The organism is Providencia sp. PROV040 (genome assembly GCF_032706145.1).
Lineage (GTDB): Bacteria > Pseudomonadota > Gammaproteobacteria > Enterobacterales > Enterobacteriaceae > Providencia > Providencia hangzhouensis.
This window is the reverse complement of the sequence record NZ_CP120530.1, coordinates 19,756-37,979: the sequence shown is the minus strand read 5'-3', so window position 1 is coordinate 37,979 and position 18,224 is coordinate 19,756. Positions and strand designations below refer to the sequence as shown.

The 18,224-nt window shown below is 37.5% G+C and carries 11 protein-coding genes; 3 read left to right on the top strand and 8 right to left on the bottom strand.

Translation table 11 applies throughout. From position 1 onward, the window contains the following. Positions 1 to 2 precede the first annotated feature (2 nt). From P3L40_RS00125 to P3L40_RS00115, 3 genes are all read right to left on the bottom strand, one after another. Positions 3 to 1,397 carry a Y4yA family PLP-dependent enzyme gene (locus P3L40_RS00125; RefSeq protein WP_136134560.1) on the bottom strand — a complete coding sequence of 465 codons (1,395 nt, stop codon included), beginning with the start codon at positions 1,395 to 1,397 and terminating at the stop codon, positions 3 to 5. 12 nt (positions 1,398 to 1,409) lie between these two features. Further along, the gene (locus P3L40_RS00120) at positions 1,410 to 3,461 is read right to left on the bottom strand and encodes a TonB-dependent receptor (protein ID WP_247605810.1); all 2,052 of its coding nucleotides are present in this window, start codon (positions 3,459 to 3,461) and stop codon (positions 1,410 to 1,412) included. A gap of 205 nt (positions 3,462 to 3,666) precedes the next feature. Further along, the gene (locus P3L40_RS00115; protein WP_168697655.1) at positions 3,667 to 5,526 is read right to left on the bottom strand and encodes an IucA/IucC family protein; all 1,860 of its coding nucleotides are present in this window, start codon (positions 5,524 to 5,526) and stop codon (positions 3,667 to 3,669) included. A 594-nt stretch (positions 5,527 to 6,120) separates the two neighbouring features. Here P3L40_RS00115 and P3L40_RS00110 point away from each other — a divergent pair. Beyond that, the gene (locus P3L40_RS00110) at positions 6,121 to 7,287 is read left to right on the top strand and encodes a hypothetical protein (protein WP_136134562.1); all 1,167 of its coding nucleotides are present in this window, start codon (positions 6,121 to 6,123) and stop codon (positions 7,285 to 7,287) included. 104 nt (positions 7,288 to 7,391) lie between these two features. Here the strand turns inward: P3L40_RS00110 and P3L40_RS00105 are convergent, their stop codons facing one another. Beyond that, positions 7,392 to 8,306 (bottom strand): hypothetical protein, encoded by a 915-nt coding sequence (locus tag P3L40_RS00105; protein WP_210852794.1) that lies wholly within the window; start codon positions 8,304 to 8,306, stop codon positions 7,392 to 7,394. 68 nt (positions 8,307 to 8,374) lie between these two features. Beyond that, complete coding sequence (locus P3L40_RS00100; protein WP_196731905.1) at positions 8,375 to 8,920, bottom strand: TetR/AcrR family transcriptional regulator; 546 nt, start codon at positions 8,918 to 8,920, stop codon at positions 8,375 to 8,377. Positions 8,921 to 9,015: 95 nt separating this feature from the next. Between P3L40_RS00100 and P3L40_RS00095 the strand changes: the two genes are divergently transcribed. Beyond that, positions 9,016 to 10,512: an MFS transporter gene (locus P3L40_RS00095; protein WP_136134565.1), complete on the top strand. Its 1,497-nt coding sequence runs from the start codon at positions 9,016 to 9,018 to the stop codon at positions 10,510 to 10,512. Between the two features lie 48 nt (positions 10,513 to 10,560). Here the strand turns inward: P3L40_RS00095 and P3L40_RS00090 are convergent, their stop codons facing one another. After that, positions 10,561 to 11,970, bottom strand: coding sequence for an MFS transporter (locus tag P3L40_RS00090; protein WP_196731903.1), 1,410 nt, complete (start codon positions 11,968 to 11,970; stop codon positions 10,561 to 10,563). A 74-nt stretch (positions 11,971 to 12,044) separates the two neighbouring features. On the opposite strand from P3L40_RS00090, the gene P3L40_RS00085 reads away from it, so the two are divergent. Beyond that, the gene (locus tag P3L40_RS00085; protein WP_094961993.1) at positions 12,045 to 12,707 is read left to right on the top strand and encodes a helix-turn-helix transcriptional regulator; all 663 of its coding nucleotides are present in this window, start codon (positions 12,045 to 12,047) and stop codon (positions 12,705 to 12,707) included. 6 nt (positions 12,708 to 12,713) lie between these two features. Here the strand turns inward: P3L40_RS00085 and P3L40_RS00080 are convergent, their stop codons facing one another. Continuing rightward, on the bottom strand, positions 12,714 to 13,280 hold the full coding sequence (locus P3L40_RS00080) for a rhomboid family intramembrane serine protease (protein WP_196731901.1): 567 nt from the start codon (positions 13,278 to 13,280) through the stop codon (positions 12,714 to 12,716). Beyond that, positions 13,280 to 18,217 (bottom strand): DNA repair ATPase, encoded by a 4,938-nt coding sequence (locus tag P3L40_RS00075; protein WP_210852792.1) that lies wholly within the window; start codon positions 18,215 to 18,217, stop codon positions 13,280 to 13,282. The genes P3L40_RS00080 and P3L40_RS00075 overlap by 1 nt, the downstream gene beginning before the upstream one ends. Positions 18,218 to 18,224: the final 7 nt, after the last annotated feature.

Here is an 18,224-nt window from a genome sequence, read left to right as displayed (position 1 = left end):
ACCTATTTAGTGTCTTTGAAAAAGATAAACTGCCCAACATTGTTTTCCTGTACATATAATCGGCAAGGTATTGGGTGCCGATGAAATTGACTCTCAAGTAAATCCATTTGATATCCCGCGGTATTAACGAATCCTAATAAGTCACCTGCTTGGGGAAGGTTGTTAAATAAAATAAGTCTGTGAGTAATAACATCATCTTCTAAACAGCTATGTCCTGCTATCCATGCTCGGATAGGTTGCTGTTTTGATTGTTTGGTAACAATATGAAAAGGGTCGATTAAAAATTCAGAGTTAAACCACGTTTCGCAGGCGCTGAAGCTACTGCCTTCGACAAATATAATAGGGTGTTTGGATTGCTGGCAGGTACGTACAACTCGAAATAGAGTGATGGCGCTTTGATCAACAAGGCTACGCCCAGGTTCTATCGCTAATGTGACATTTAGCTTATTAATATATTGGGCGATTGTTTCATTATCGGTACATTTGCTTGTGAGTAATGTGCTAAGCCATTGTTCTGCTGACTGTTCACTACCATAAGGATAAAAATCTGCTGGAATACGGTGATTTTGATAAGTTTCAGTGGATTGATTATTAACCCAAGCTTGATAATGTTCTGTTGGGACATATTGAATAGGTAGCCCACCTCCGATATCGATAGTTTGGATGTTAAGCCCTAATTGTTGTGATAATTCAATCAGTGGTAATATTTCGTGAAAAACTTGTACCCGTGAGGCTAGTGTATAGCCACCTAAATGGAAGTGGATCCCTTGCCATTGTAATTTATCATGTTGTTTCACTAATTTAAGTGCATTAACAAAAGCCGGGTATTTCATGCCGAATCGTGAATGGCTTGAATGCGGTTGATATCGCAGTAGTACTCTTGCTTTAAGTGATTGAAATTCTAATAAATGTAGAATATCTTGTAATTCTTCAAGTGAGTCTACGGCAATTAGTGAGTTATGTAATATCAGTTGCCAGAGAAAATCATCTGTTTTGGCAGGGCCAGTAGCGCAAATTTTTTCAGGTGAAATGCCATATTGGTTGGCATCTCTCCATTCATGAAGGCTTGAAACATCAACTCCAATATTTTCTTCGATAGCTGTTCTGAGCAGGACGTTTGATTGATTAACTTTCACACCATATAAAATACATCCATTCACGTTGTTTTCTTGAAAAACAGCCTTCAGTTTTTGGATGTTCTGTTTCATCGTATGAGGAAAAACTAAGTTCAATGGTGAACCATACCGCTTAATCAATCCGACAAGCTGTTCATTATTAGAAAAACACAGTTGATGAATCTGAGGATCCATAATAGGAGGAAGCTCTGTTGGGGCTATTGTTTTAGCTGATAAATGAACAACAGTTGATATATTGACTAAGTTAGATTGATCCACCATGATTTTCACCTCTTAAAAGTCCACAGCAATTGATCCCATTACAGTTCTTGGTGAGCCTTGAGCGAAGGTGCTGTACGAAGCAACGCCAGACCAATAGTGTTCATTTAAAATATTATTGATGTTTAGCCTCAATGTTACAGGGGTATTGGAAACAGTTGTTTTATAAGCAGAACCGACATCAACGGTTGTCCATGAAGGAATTGAGTGGGTATTTTCTTTGTTCACATATTGGCGGGTATGATAATTAACATTGCCATTAATACTTAAACCAGAGACTGAAGGAATATCATATTCGGCTCCAATATTAGCCACCCAAGGAGATACACCGATGGGTTCATGCCCTTTGTTTTTCCCTGAAGCAGTTTTAGTCAACTCGGCTTGAATATAGGTAACACCACCCGTTAAACGAAGTGATTCAAAAGGTTTGCCTGATATACTTAGTTCGACTCCTCGGTTTCTTTGTTCATCATTTGCTGAGTAAATCAAACTGTTAGGATCTAATGATCCACTTGGTTTACTAATTTGGAATAGGCTTAAAGTGGTTATTGCAGATGGTTGTTCATATTTAACCCCTAACTCATACTGTTTTGAACGAAATAGTTTCATCATTTCGCCACTATTTTTTGCATTAACTGGTGCAGTGCTTCCTTTACTTAGCCCTTCGACATAATTAGCGTATAGAGAAATATTATCTACAGGTTTAAACAATACACTAACGAGGGGGGAGATTGCGGACTCGTCATAACGAGTTGAAAGCTTACCCAAAGTAAAATTGTCAGACTTTACATTTTGATAGCGAAGGCCTGGAGTCACCATAAAAGAATCATTCAAGAAGCCGATAGTATCGACGAAAGAAACTCCTGATAGTGTATTTTCAGAACGTTTAGTTATTTTAGCGTAAGCAGGGATCTGTTTATCGATATAAGTAGGATTAAATAAATTGGTTGTATAAGGTGTTCCTGCTGTAGTGCCAATACGGTAGCGATCAAAATATTGATTCCACTGCAATGCAAGTTGATGTGATACTCTACCCGTCATGAATTCACTTTTAACCCCAGTACCAACTGAATAACGTTGAGTTTTAGTTTGGAAATTCATGATATAGGTTGAAATATCGCCTTGATTGTTAAGGATTGTATAGATTTGCTCATTAACTCGATCTATACGAGTAAGTGCTCCTCCTATATCCATAAATAGCGATGTATTGCTTAATATGTCATATTCCATATGTAGTAATGCGGAATCATCATTAGATTTCCACCATGTCCAAGGGCTGGCTAAATTGATTTTCCCACTCGGGGCCGAAGGGACAACACCATCAGGACCTAAATAAAATGGTCTGTTCGTAGCATTCATATTTTGGTTTTGAATTATTAAATCTAAAGATGAGCGAAAGCGTTCATTAGAATAATCTAACGCAATTGCACCAACACTTTGCCTGCGTGTTTGATGATCGACGGCTGTATCACCATTGGTGTAGCTACCGTTAACACGAATACCAAAGTATTGGTTATTGTCGAGATCATATAGGCGGCCCATATCTAGTCTGCCACCTAATAGTGAGTCGCTAAGGTACTGAGCGGTTAATTGTGTAATCGGCTGGGCACTTGCACGTTTAGTTACGACATTAATAACTCCACCAACTCCACCTTCAGGAGACATGCCATATAGCAGTGAAGCGGGTCCTTTTAAAATATCAACACGCTCGGCATAATCCGTTAAAAGTTGAAAATTAGGAGATACACCATAAATTCCATTTAATGCAAACTCACTGATATTACCTTCAGTAATAGGAAATCCTCGAATATATAAGGAATCAAGAAGACCTCCTTTCGAGCTACTAATTTGTATTGAGGTATCATGAGATAAAATATCTGAAATTTGCTGTGCTTGTTGCGACTGCATATAAGCCGAATTATAATTTGAGATATTAAATGGAATATCCATAATATCCTTATCACCTATTAACCCTGCTTGCATTATTCTAGATGAAAAGTTATTAGGTTGCTGATTATTATTACTTGTTGTGGTAACTAGAATACTATCTTTATTTTTTTTGCTCATTAGTTTGAGCATGTGCTGTTATTGTGCAAGATATCCCAATAACAATATATAACCATGTAGAGAATATGTTTATATTCTTATCGGTGTGTTTAGTTTTATTTTCTATTAAATTATTTTTCATATTTAAATTATCATTCAATTGATTTTTAATAAAATGAAGGTAATAGTATTACACTCGCCTTCTTAGTTAATGGATTTCTATTTGTTATTTTTGAAATAATAGAAAAGGATTTGTTAACCCATGTTGTATTCGATAATTAGTATATTGTTGAATATGCATACTAAGTAGCGAACGAGTTTGCCAAGGTTCATTCATAAACATTTGGTATTCATGTCGCCATAAATTATCATCAACCCGTGGTTGGAGCTGTTTAAAAACATCATGAACAACTGTTTTTAGTTCTAACCAAAGCTTGTGATCAGTCAATCGATAAAATCGAGTTAGATGTACGGCAAGTTCGTGTAAATGGCAGACTAAACAGGCACTGATTAGAAATGTTCTAACGGGTTCTATATCTTCTTCAAAAACAGTAGGTAAGATGCCAGGCCAACGATAAGCTTGCAGCTGATAACCCCGCTGATTCAATAAAGGTAAAAATATTCGACCATCACCATAATCACGTATTAAAAATTTCTCAGGAATACCTTGAACAGTGAAGAGCACTTGAGTGTTTTGTTGATGGGCTTCCAGAGCAACTCCATAAAGTAAAAACATCGAAATACAAGGTGTTAGAATTACAGTCGCATATTGGTTAAACCATTGTTGAGGTGTTAAACCTGACTTTTCAATCAATTCAGTAAATATTGGTCGTGGTTGATATGGTAAATCAGTAAATAGAGTTGCCACAGTTATTGGCAGTAAGTGATCGTTTTTTTCATAAGCGTTGGTGCAACGAAATACGACAGAAATAAAGCGTCCTGCTGAATCATCTTGTTCTACTGCATGGCGGTAATGGATACCTACATCTTCACGCAGAGACTCCATTTTTCCATTAAAATAATGTTCGTGGTTTAAAATGTCATCTATTAGCTGACTTATTCTAGGTCCCATACGGATAGACTTAGCTTGTAAGCTACGCATTTCACTGGTCATCCAAACGGCGATAGGTAACTTTATAAATGCGGTGTTAATTGCATCTGTTGGTAACATTGTCCTGAATGACATTGTGGGTTTTGTTTCTAATTGAGGGCCATCTATGAGTAAAATTTCTTCGTCAATCAGTGATGTTGCTTGTTGTTTTACCCAATGATTTAAATGCCAGTCATGAACGGGAAGAGGCAGCCATTGGTATGGATTTTTCCCTTGTTGTTTAAGCCATTTGACCCATTGCCGGCCAACGATAGGGAATCGTTGAAGGAACCAATCATGAATGTTTTCCACATGAGGTAGTGACTCAACATAGGCCATATCTTGGCGTAGCGCCATAACTGTCAAATTTACCGTTGCATTAAACTCAGGAGATAAAGCTGCAACATCTTCTAAGCTCATGTTTGGCCTACTTTTCCATGTAGGATAATAGGGATGGCCTTCCAATGAGCCCCATTGATCAAGAAATAAAGCCGCATCACGTATACTATATTGTCCGGTAACCCAATCAGTCAGATAGTTGGTATTGTATTTTGCCATTTGAGTATTAATCAGTACTGACCATTCGGTACGATAATTGCGAGCGTTAATATCATTATTAATACTGTTTTCAATATCTGATTTTAATTTATTAATATTGTTATTATTAAAGGTTATATTTAATTCACCCTCTAATTTTTCTAGAAGATAATATATTGTTTGAATAATTTCTTTTTTATTGTTGTTGTTAATTAAATAAATACCACCATAATTAAAGAATGTATCTACCGGATATATTTCCATGTTCTTAAAAAGAATCTTATAAGGGGTTTTCTTAAATTTATAAATATACCCACAATGGTCTATATCCCAATAAACTTGCTTTTTATCAATAAGATTCTCAGCAAATAAACAATGAATTAAACGTCTAATTGCATTATTATTAGAGTGTTTTTCATTAATGTTAAAAGCTACTTTCTTTATAGGGTTACTTATCATGATCAGCCTCTTAAGCTACGAAAATGAATCAATTAACGGCATCTGTAATCTATATTCACTAAAGGGAGGATATAGATAAGAATATTTGAAAGATGATTTTAATAACGTTAGCATCACATAAAAGAATAGTAAATGATAATTATTCTTTTTTTTATTCTTAATTGTAAGTGAGATAAATAAATATGTTATTCAAATAATTAACAAGAAAGGTGAAATCTAGAAGATGTGACATGTCACGGAATGCTTCTTGCCATTTGTTATCATCAATATCTATTGACTTAAAGTAGCGGAGCATCCTTGTATACCGTAGTAGCCTTGGGCTTATTTATAGGTTTGTTTGCTTTTTTCAACTTGGTCAACAACCTGAAATTTAAAGGCAAGGGAATAATCGTGTTGACTGTGTTTTAGTGAGCAGTTTCTAACATTCTCCAATTGTGGATTGGGAAAGTGTTAACCTTATTTAGAATTGGTCAATTGATTAATAAAATGTTCATTATTTAATCATAATAAGCCTTTTTATTTTTTTTGTCATAATATAATTTCTATTTTTTGTTTTTTTTAATATAACATAATAAAAAATAAGGAAATAAACATATGGAAAATATATTTATCGATGTTATTGATAAGGAATATGAATTTTTATGTCAATTATATTGGCAGGTTGAGGGAAATGGTCGATTTTCATATTCAATGATTAAGATAGAAGAAAAAGCACAATTAAAATCTAAGGAAATAAAAACTATTGTTGCTAAAAGCTGTAAAGCCTATAGTTTAAAACTAAAATGTGTTTCATGTGGTGAAATAGAATGTCTACGAGATAGAAGCCACTTTTCACATTTAAACGGTCTTGAACATGTTTGTATTGATTGTATTCGTATAGAGAATGAAAAAGAAAGGCAGGAAAAAATTGAATACATTAATGACTTATTATTTTGTAAAAAAGAAAATGCATTAAGTATTAATGATCTTTCTTTTGAAAATAGTGTTTTTTTACTTTCACTTATACGGTATTGTGCGGATGAAAACCTAATGTATTTAGATAGTCTTAACAATCTTAAACATGAGAAATTAACACCGAGTTATAATTTTGATTTATTAATTATAGAACAGCTTTATGCTGCTGGTGTGATAGCAATAAGTACAGTTACTAATTTAAAATATTTAAGTGTTAGTGGTGATTATGTTTATTTTAATGATGAGTTTATGTGCTGGGAAGTTATTATTAAAGAAACAGATAACTTATCATCGATTATTGATTTACTGGAGAGGAAATTATCTGATTTATATTACTTACAAGAAAATAAAAAATCACTAATTGAACTATGTAAAAAAAATAATCTATTTGAGTGTTTTTTTTATTTAAACCATGAAATGAATGAATATAATTTCACATCTTTTCAAATTGGTGAAAAAACCACGAGAAACATCACCTGTTTATTAGAAAACTTATCTGTAGGGCAAGTTTTCTATATTATATCTAAAACAGTTACCGATGCTTTTATATATCACCAAAAAAAATCGACTAAAATCAACAAAGGGCAAGCTGCGAACTCTGTTGTTGATGCAATGAAGCGAATGCATGAAAGATATTTAGCTAATGGATGGTCGATCTATTCAAAATATCGGCCTCGTCATTGCCCTCAATCGGTACTTTGTCAGGTTTTATTTGTATTTATCTTGCAAACAGATGATGGTGGTATTCATAAATCGTTAAAACAAATTATAACTGACGATGATAAGGAGATTTTCTTGAATCATTAAGACATAATTTATGCCTTCCCACAATGATTTAGTTATAGGGTCATTTTCCCTGTAAGAAAAATGACCCTGTGTTGTGAAATGGTATCGTTAGTAAGGATGCTATTTCACTTTTTTTCCAATTTTGGTAAAAGATTTTCTATTTCAGAATAATACAGGGGTTTTATTTTGTTAGCTTCAAGTGGTTTTTCAATATAAATATTTGTATAAATTTCACGGATCATTAAGGTTTCTAATGACGGATATTTTTTTAATTCTGTTGCTTGTGCTATGAAGTCAGCATCAATAACATATTTTTTTCTATTATTATCCATTTTAACATTGCCATTAGAATTATAATCAAACATGATGCGTCCTTTTTGTTTAACAAAATCATAAGCACTATTACCTTTAATATTTTTTCCAGCGATATATTTCGTGATTAAAACATCTTTTCCCTTATTCAGAGTTATAGCTCTTGAAAAATTAATATTTTCGTTTAATTCATTGAGTATAGAGGAGCAGCGCTTTACCTTGCTGTAAGGGCTAATTTTATAGACATCATAAAAAGGGACTTTAATAACAAAATTTCCAACACGGTAGGCTGTTCCATAAGTTCCATGACCTAATGAATTAGCTATATTTAGATATAAATCTGAGGTTTTTTCATTTCCTACTGAGTTTAAAGATCCTTGATAAACATAATCATTATTATCTTTTGCTTCAAAATAGATATTTTTCTCCCTTATCCTTCTAACGAAAGAATCGATGTTTTTGATATCTTCTAGTTTGGTTGTATTTACAGGAGTTATCGGTTTTTGTTTTTCAATTATAGGATCGGTTTTTTTTTCTTTTGATGTAATATAAGGAACATCAACATTAAATTTATATTCTTTTTTATGGCTAGATTGATGGAATTTTAATTCATCATTGTTTTTTGATTTTATACTTTTTATGTTGTCTGTTATGAAATTTTTATTCGGTTTCTGAGGTTGATAATAATATTTATGATTTTGAATTATAGTGGTAATTATTTTTCTCATGATAATCTCCATTGGATTTTTTATCCAATAATATTGAATTAGGAGATTATTTATTTAAAAAAATGATGCTATGAATGATTTTTTAGTAAATTTTCCAAATCACTAAATATAGATTGCCATTCATTATCATCAATTTCCATAAATCCCATATAACGCAACATAAAAGCGCCTTCAGTGGCTAGAAAAACAATTCTTGCTTGTTTGCCTTTTTCTGTTGAAGTATCTAGTCTCGCAAGCCGTTCACGATACCAAATACGCGTACTTTCCAGATATTCAGGGGTTTGTAATAAGGATGCCATTAAGGAAGCGCCTTTTGCCATCGAGACTTTGTCGTGCTGGTGGGTCGCTTGCATATGCGCAAAAATTTTCCCTTCAGGGGAGTTATCTTGTTCAATTGTTTGATTGAAAATTTCATCATAGGACTGGCCCCAACGCTCAAACATTGCATCGATTAAGGCATCTTTATTGCCAAAACAATATTGAACCCCACCTTTAGATATCCCCATCGCTTTGGCGACTGCGTCGATAGTGAGCGCTGTAGCGCCTTGCTGTAGAACAATGTCTTCAGCAGTATCAAGTAATTTTTCTCTATCGATTGTTCGTTGACGTCCCATTTAGAAAAACCTCTTTTCAATACGTACGTATGGATTTATATTGTAGCACGATCAGCACAGAAATCATGATCAAATAAACTCATTGAGAGAATTTTATGTTAACCGATTATAAGCGCTGGATAGTGCTTCTATTAGTTTCAAGTGTACTGTTTCTTATCGTTATTGATGTCACTGTACTGTATACCGCATTACCTAAATTAACCCATGATTTAGGCGCTACGTCATCTGAAAAACTGTGGATAATGAATGCGTACCCACTGGTTGTCGCTGGGTTATTACCTGCAGCGGGGATGCTAAGTGATAAAGTCGGTCACAAACAAATGTTTTTGTTGGGGCTGCCGTTATTTGGTTTAGCCTCGTTGTGTGCTGCATTTTCACCAACAGCAACAAGTTTGATTTTGTCTCGTGGCTTTTTGGCTGTAGGTGCCGCAGTAAGTATGCCTGCCACCCTTGCGATTGTAAGGCATGTTTTTTTAGACCCGAAAGAAAGGGCGTTAGCAATTGGAATATGGTCGGCAGTTGCTTCAGGTGGGGCGGCAATAGGCCCTTTGATCGGCGGTATCTTACTTAACCACTTTTGGTGGGGCTCTGTTTTTTTAATTAATGTCCCTGTCGTCTTATTGGTTATTCCGTTTGCTTGCTATTTAATCCCTAAATGTGGTGGTAACAGCGATAAAAAAATCGACATTTTAGGTTCTATTTTAGTATTAATTGGTCTAATTGGTGTTATTTATGCGTTGAAGGAGCTCGGTAAACCTTATACCGATTGGCCAGCGGTATTGGTTTCGGGTGTTATTGGGGTTTTCTTTTTGGTGGCATTTAGAAATCGACAAGTGAAATCAACATCACCAATGATTGATTTTACGCTATTAAAGCACCCTAAATTCAATGCAGGGTTGATGATGGCGATTTTATCCATTGTGGTTATTGTTGGTGTCGAATTATTACTAAGCCAACGTTTACAACTGGTATTGGGCTATACCCCATTTCAAGCTGCGTTGTACATCATCCCAATACCCTTAGCGTCAGTATTTGCAGCACCTTTAGCCGGTATGTTCTTACATAAGTTGGGTGAGATTAAACTTACCATTTTAGGGTTTAGTTGTACGCTAATTGGTGTTGTGGGATTGGCTGTCGTTTATCAAACATCAACGGGTATCTTACTGCTTTCATTTCTTTTTCTTATTGGTTTTGGTCTTGGTGCGATATTCACGACAGCATCAACGACAGTGATGTTAAACGCCCCTGATGAAAAAGCGGGTATGGCAGCATCAATTGAAGAAATTGCTTATGAAATTGGCAGTGTCTTAGGTGTCACCTTTATGGGGGGGCTAATGAGTGCTATCTATACGTTAAAACTCTCATTACCTGAAGACATGACTGTCAGCGATAAAGTTTATGACAGTATTGATGAGGCTTTATTAGTTTCTGAATCACTGCCAGTAAATACTGCATCAACATTGATAAATCAGGCAAATATTGCCTTTGACCATGCTTTCTTAGGGGTGATGGTAGCAACTATTTTTGTTCTGCTGATCAGTATTATTGTTCTGCCTTATTTGTTACGTTCCAAAAAGGCATTAGTAAATTAATTAGGTTGATTTTCCCGCAAAAAGGGAGCTTTTACTCCCTTTTGCTCTTTATTTTATTTTGCGGATTAATACCGTTGCTAGTAATGGGCTAATTGCAAATAGGGCGAATAACCAGATTGAAGCTTGCTGTGCCCCCGCGATCCCCCCAGGGTTAATTAGCCCGCTATTATTGACGACGACTCCTACTAAGGCCGCAGATAGCGCAGTTGCATACAATTGAATGGTAATAATAGAAGATGACGCAAGGTTTTCCTCTCCCTCTGGCGCATTCTTAAAAACACGTAATACAAGATGTGGCCAACACACTCCAATTCCTAGTCCAACCCCTGCCATGGCGATGAGATAAATAACGAATAATGGCCATGATTCGATAAGTTGTTGATTATGGGTTAGAACAGCAAGCATAATTAAAGAAATAAATATGATGACCGGGCCAGTTCGAATAATTCGGATAACAATAGCACCTGTTTTATTGGCACTAAAGAGTGCCCCAATAGTCCAACCCGCAGCCATTATTGCGGTTAAATAACCCGCTGTGAGCGGAGAAAACAAATGGATGGTTTGTAAGAAATAAGGGACATAAATTTCTGTTGTCATGCCTCCAACTAACAAACACATGGTTAAAAATATGACGCCAAGTGGACTTTTGAGTGAATAGGCTCCCGTCGGTAATAAACGTTTTTCATTTTTGCCATCGAGTAAGGCAATCGTCAGCAGTATGGCTAGGCCAATTAATAAACCAATAAGGTTCATGAATAAGCTGTCAGACAAACTTCCAATTGAAATAGCAAGAACGGATATCACTAACAAAGAAATCGCTAAGAATGGGATTTTGTTAGTTTTTGGTGCCTGGGATTGTTTTTTGGGGAGTTGATTGATGACAATGAGCGCTAGAAAAATAGCGACAGGTAGTAAAGCCCAAAATGCCCAACGCCAATGGCCACTTTCAGCAAAAATACCTCCAATTGCAGGGCCACAGAGTGTTGCTATTCCCCACATACCCGAAACGACACCCATGGCTCGGGACCATAAGTTTTCAGTAAAAACAATGCGAATTAATGCGTAGCTCAGAGCAAATAAAATACCGCCACCCAGTCCTTGTAATGCCCTGCCTCCCAGCAACACTAGCATTGATGGGGAAGCTGCACACCAAATAGACCCTAAAGAAAAGAGAATGAGTGCGAATAAATAAGAAAATTTAGGCCCAAAGCTGTCTAATACTTTACTGGAAAGGGCTGAACCGACAATTGATGTTGCCACAAATAAAGTGGTATTCCATGCATAATATTCAAGACCGCCAATATCATTAACAACACTAGGCAATATGGTTGTTACGATATAAATATTGATAGCGTGTAGCGCAACACCACCAGTTAAGGCGATAGTGAGTAATGCATTGGTGCCACTAAGTAAATCAGCCCACTTGGCTTGAGGTACGGTTGATGTTTCATTGCTCATAGAGAGACCCGCTAGACGGAATAGTAGAAAAAGATGTATTATACAAGTAATCGCTTGGATAATAGAGTCGCATAATGATTAATGCAAGTAATTACTTTGATAATTTAAATCTAACGCAGGCTGTGGATAAGGTTCTATTTTGTATCAAAACTAAAGGACCAATTTCTACCGCAGTGATCGCAAATGACTTAAATATGACAGGGGAAGCTGCAAGGCAACACATTCAAAAACTCACTTCGTTGGGGCTAGTTGAAGGTGCGCAGTGTTTATCACAAACAGGGGCGGGGCGCCCTCGGCAAAATTGGGTGTTAACGGAATTAGGGCATCAACGTTTTCCTGATACTCATGCGCAGCTTGCTCTTCAATTAATTGATTCTGTTCGGACTATTTTTGGTGATGAAGGGCTAGAAAAGCTGATTAGCCAAAGGGAAATGGAAAGCCGAGAAAAATATTTTGCCCGTTGTAAAAATTTACCATTAGCTGAGCGGCTTGAAGAGCTGGCTGAAGTGCGTAGCGAAGAAGGGTATATGGCGAAGGTTGAACAAGATGATGACAGTTGGTTGTTTATCGAAAACCATTGTCCAATTTGTGCAGCAGCCACCGCTTGCCAAAACTTTTGTCGTTCGGAATTGGCGTTGTTCAGTGAGATTGTGGGTGATGATGGTAGCATTGAGCGCGAACAGTACTTATTAAATGGTGCTGGGCGTTGTGTGTATCGTGTGAAGGTTAAAAGCTAATTAAAGTTATTTGGACGATATCGAATAACCTTTCTTGCTTAGCCATGCATAGATGACCCCAGCAATAGCCCCTGCTATATGGGATTCAGTTGAGATGTACAAGTGAGTCGGTAATAAGCCGCTAGCCATTGTGCCAAAATAGAATAGCACTAATAACGCGATAGCTATATCAACCCAGCTTCGGCGGAAAAAACCTTGGGCGATGAGTAAGCCCCATAAACCAAAAACCCAACCACTGGCACCGATATGAATAGCATTACGACCTAATAACCAAACAGTAAAACCCCCAACAACAATAATAAATAGTGATGCAAGCAAATATGCCTTAATAGTACGGTGCAGTAATAGGGCACTTAGTATGATAAATGGCGGTAAATTACTAAATAAATGCTCCCAATTACTATGGATAAATGGGGCAAAGAATATACCGATAAGCCCAGTCGCTGTGCGTGGTATAATTCCGAATGAAGTTAACCCCCCAGCCATTAAGCTATTAATAAGCTGTACCGCAATAAAAATTGCGACAATGCAGACTAATAGCTTAATGCGAGGATGCCCTTGTAAATATTTCATTAGTGGTTACCCAGCGCTTGTACACTTTCAACAAGCGACGCTAACTGACCAACAACCCGATCACCAATATCTGTATTATCACCACCTAAAGATTTATTACGCATAAAGTCTTTCTTAATTTGTTGCCAACGTGCTGCATCTTTTTCGGTAAGTGTTCCTCGTAACTCAGCGAGTTTGAGTAAGTTTTCTTCTGCGCCGGTTGTGAGCAGCTGTGCCTCACCCAAGTAGTGGTCATCTAGTAATCTTTCAAGTTCATCATTATTCATAACGGAAGAGACTTTTTCGCTGAGCTTATTCATATTACGGTAACTACCTTGCAAGCGAAATGCGGGTTCTGTCCGGTATTTATCGGATTGTGCTGCACTGGCGATATAGTGTTGATTCACTTTCAATACAACATCTCGTAACTTGATTAATTTACTGATTACCGATGTGATTTCATTAATTTCTGCATCAGAGTACGGGTAACTTAAAGTGTTGGTAGAGACAGATTTACCCATCGCTTTATCAACAAATAAGTACAGGTCGTTCAGGTCTCGTAATGCAAGAGGGGCTAATACTGGGTTTGATGTCAGGCTGTTTTCTATATAACTCAGGGAAAATGCTTCATCCATACCACCTAATACCTCACCAAGGTTATAAATATCAGCGCGGTTTGCAAGCATATCAGGGATTCGGAAAACTTCCCCTGACTCGGTATAGGGGTTACCTGCCATAACGACACAGAATTTTTTACCCCGCATATCATAAGTTTTGGTTTTGCCTTTCCAAACGCCTTCAATACGCCTTGTTCCATCACATAAGGAAATAAATTTTTGCAAAAACTCAGGGTGAGTGTGCTGAATATCATCAACGTATAACATCACATTATTACCCATTTCTAAAGCTAAATTGAGTTTTTCTAGCTCTTGTCTTGCCGTTGCATTAGGCGCTTGTTCAGGGTCTAGAGAAAGCACATCATGGCCAAGAGCAGGGCCGTTGACCTTCATAAAAATTAGCCCTAAACGGTCTGCGGCATATTCCATTAAGGTAGTTTTACCGTACCCTGGTGGTGAGATCATTAAGAGTAGCCCCATGAGGTCAGTGCGTTTACCTTCCCCTAAAGCCCCAATTTGTTTTGCCATGTTATCGCCTATGATAGGCAAATAGACATCGTTTATCAGTTTATTACGAACAAAAGAACTTAGTGGTTTTGCTTTATATTCATGCAGTTTTAAACGGCTACGCTCTTCAGTAACAATCTGTTGGCGCAGTGCTTGATACTGACGAAATTCGGGGATAAAACGTTTCCGTTGCCCTCGCATACGGCTGAAGTAGTTATTTAAACTCAGTGATAGAGTTTGGTTTTCAATGGTCGCATGTTCGCCAAGTAACCCGTTAACTTTAAAGTAAAGGTCAGCTTCACTAAAGCGAGCGGAAGCAGCTTTATCTAAGATAATAATGGCAATAGCACCGGGTATGTATGGAACAAGGTGAGAAAATTCAGGGGTTGAGCACAGCCCTTGTAACCAGTTTTGAACTAATGACCAGCGCTGGGCATAGCGAGCCCCTAAATTTTGTTGTGAGCGATTAAAATCTCCCCACATATGGGCTTCTTCTAAGCGGCTCTGGAGTGCTAAAACTAATTCTCTTGCATATTTGCTATAGACGAGTTCTATCGGGGTTCTTGCAAGTGCAAAGCTAAGATATTCGGCGGCTTGAGTCTGCTCATAAGCTTGGCATTGAATGGGGTTATCTTGTAAAAACAAGCTAATTCCCGCTTCGATTTCGGCTTGTAGGTCAAGTAATGCATTGTCATTATGGAATAATTGGTGAATATTCATGGCTGTTCTTGCACGTTCAGGCCATAGTGCAGGAAAATCGTCATTTTGAACTTGTTGCCAATAAATAGCTGCGATAGCACGGGCTGTTGGGCTATACCGTAATAGATCAGCACTTTCACCGATTGGCAGTAGTTTTTTCAGTAAAGCAACAGCATCGTGGTCATGAATACCTTTTTCATAACCTTCTTTATAACGTGGGCTCGCAAAATCACGGACAATTTTTTCAAGTTTTTCCGTTGATGTTAATGCGTTTTTTAGGATATCAAAATTTAGCCCTTCTTGGCGTTTTGTTGCTGCATAGATAATTGAATAAGCAAGATATTCCGCGCGGTAAACCGTATCAGATTCAGACTCTAATGAGGCGCTCCAATAAGGTTTTAGCTGTGATAGTTGTTCATTTTCTATTGGTTCTTGGAAATCTGTCCCGGTGAGATAAACCCATAGTTGTTCATTTTTCGGTAAAATGGTGAGGTCGAGCTCTTGGGTATTTACACTGAACCGGTGACGCCCGAGCTTAATGACATTTCCACCATTTTCAAAAATATCTATTTTATCACGTAAAACTCGAATGGCTTGGTCCCGAGAAGATTTCAGGCGTGCGTCAATATCATCAGCTTTAACGTTATCGTTAATTTCCCTTAATTTTTCAATAATTTCACGGGTTTTAAGCGCCAGAGGGTCTGAGGCAAAGAAAGCATTGAGTTCATCTTGAGACTGTAAACGAGTTGTTCGTCGTTGCAGGCTGTCTAGTAGACGGTCTGCAGCAGTGACTAAATTTTGTGCGCGGCGCTGGCGGTCATCAATAAGAACTTGTTTATGAGATTCAAAGGTTTCGAGTAATTCTTCACGCTTTGCCAATATATCATCAAGAAATTCATCATGGCTGCTAAATTGGCTTTCGAGCTCTTCTAATTGAACAAGTAATCTTGATAGCTGATCATCACAACGTTCAGGGTCGGTGGCAAGAGATAGTGCATTGGTAATGCCTTGGCTGAATAGGCGAAATTGTGCACCAAACTGTGCGACAGTTTCTACATTGTTTTGTGATTTTCGTTTTTGTTGTAAGCGAGCTCGGGATTGGTTTAACTGAGCATAGATTTGAGAAATAGCATCAATAATGTGGGTTTGTTGTGTAACATCGTTGAAGCTTAGTGATGCCATTAGGTTTGAAAGCATATCTAAGTCAGCAGACATTTTTTCCATATCTTTCATGGGAATGTCTAGCTGGGCACTGTTTTGGGCTTTTTCTATTTGTTCTTCGAAAACAGTTAATTGTGTTTTAAAGGGCTGTAACGCTTTATCACTAGCAAGAAAAACAGCGGTTTCTTGTGATACATATTGTTGATTTTTCTCTATTTCGCTTTCCATTTCGCTAAGTCTTTCTAAATCCATATAGCGAAATTCACGCAGTGAAATCAAGTGACCGCGTTGAGCACTCAGGGCATTTAAGCCATCAACAAATTGTTGAATATCAGCCCAACTTTCAGGCAATGTTAATGAAAGCAGTGATTTTTGGCGGCTGATGGCTTCATTCATTGATTTGGCAGATTGCTGCCGTATGCTTTCGACCTTTTCATATTCATCAAGGACGAGTTCACTTGTTTGAGTGATTTCTTTAAGCAATTTACCAATACCAAGGCATTGCTCATCACCAAACCAGTAATAAATATCCAGTAAATTTTTTGCTCGTTGGCTGAGTTGTTCGTAGCGAGCAATAGAAATTTGGCTGCCTTCTATTTCTTTGGATACATGCAATATTTCAGAAATACCACGAACTAAGTCTGCATTGCCTATACGGCCTAAAAAACCGCTACGAGTAGGCTGTTTGTCGGCAAACTCTTCTGAGTAAAATGGGGTCTGCCAAACTTGCATTGGGTGAACGCGAGTCGCTTCTTCCCCTTCGCCCTCAAATAACACCATTTTTCCATCTTCCAGCATGGCATAACCATGCCCAATGAGTGGAATTGAAAGTGTTCGTTCAATTAAATTGTAATTGAATAGGGCAATACGACCTTGATTTGGTGAATAGAAAACATATAGAACATCCTCTCCATTTGGGGAACGACGTAAACGGCGAAAACGCATTCCACCCATAGGCTGTTCAAACGTTTTATAATCACCATTTTGTAAGTAGTAGCCGCCAGGGAAAATAATACCGTGATCTTCTGGTAACTGGACGCACGCTTGCCCAATAGCATCAATACGTTGTACAGATTGAGATAGCGTGTTGTAAACTAAATAACGCCAAGTTTCTTCCCGATAAGGTAAAACTTTTAAGATAATTAAACTGCCAGTTTGTGCGTATTCAATTTGGGCGTCGTCTAGTGATTGGTTTTTATCAAGAACCGCTTCTCGGTAAATCCCCAAACCATCTTCAGTGTTATTTTCACACTTGATGGTTAAATCACCGCCGATAGTTTCAATGAATACGGTGTCAAGAATATTGATGTGAGGGTATCGGCCGTTAACGGTGTCTTCTCGCGTGGTTTTTTGCCATTCAAAGTCATAGGCTGGTGGGAGGGCGATATCGCGTTCACCCCGGTTATCAATATACTCAATTTTGCGTTTGTCGCTGGAGATTGACCAGCGAAAAACTCGCACGTCCGTGATGCGATCGCCAATTTGAAAACTAGCAAGAAGTTTGCCGTCCCGTTCAACAAGTTGCAGTAACTGTGTGTTCTTATAATAGGTATAGAGTTCAGTAAAATCTTGAACAAAGCGATTATCACTCAAGAAGGTATCTTCATAAGGGACTGCTTCAACATCAAACTCATTGTCGTTTTCAATTAACCTATATAGTGAAAATACATCTTCGAGGTGCGTTTCTTTTTTTAGGCCGAGGAATACGTTATAGCCAAATAAAAGCCACTCGCCAACGCGGACAATGTCCCTTGCTTGGCAATTATTTTCAGTACGAATGCGAATGCGGCCAATGATATCCATTTGGCTCTGGCCGAATTCATCCAACCGCATTTCATTGAGTTGAGCGGCTTTTTGATGAAGTTGTTGCCCTTGGTCGGTCAGGCGTTTGCGTAATATTTCATAAGCACCACCTTCTGCAACAGCACTATCGAGTATTTCTTGTTCGCGATCCGTATCCTGAATATCTGACATTGCGCAG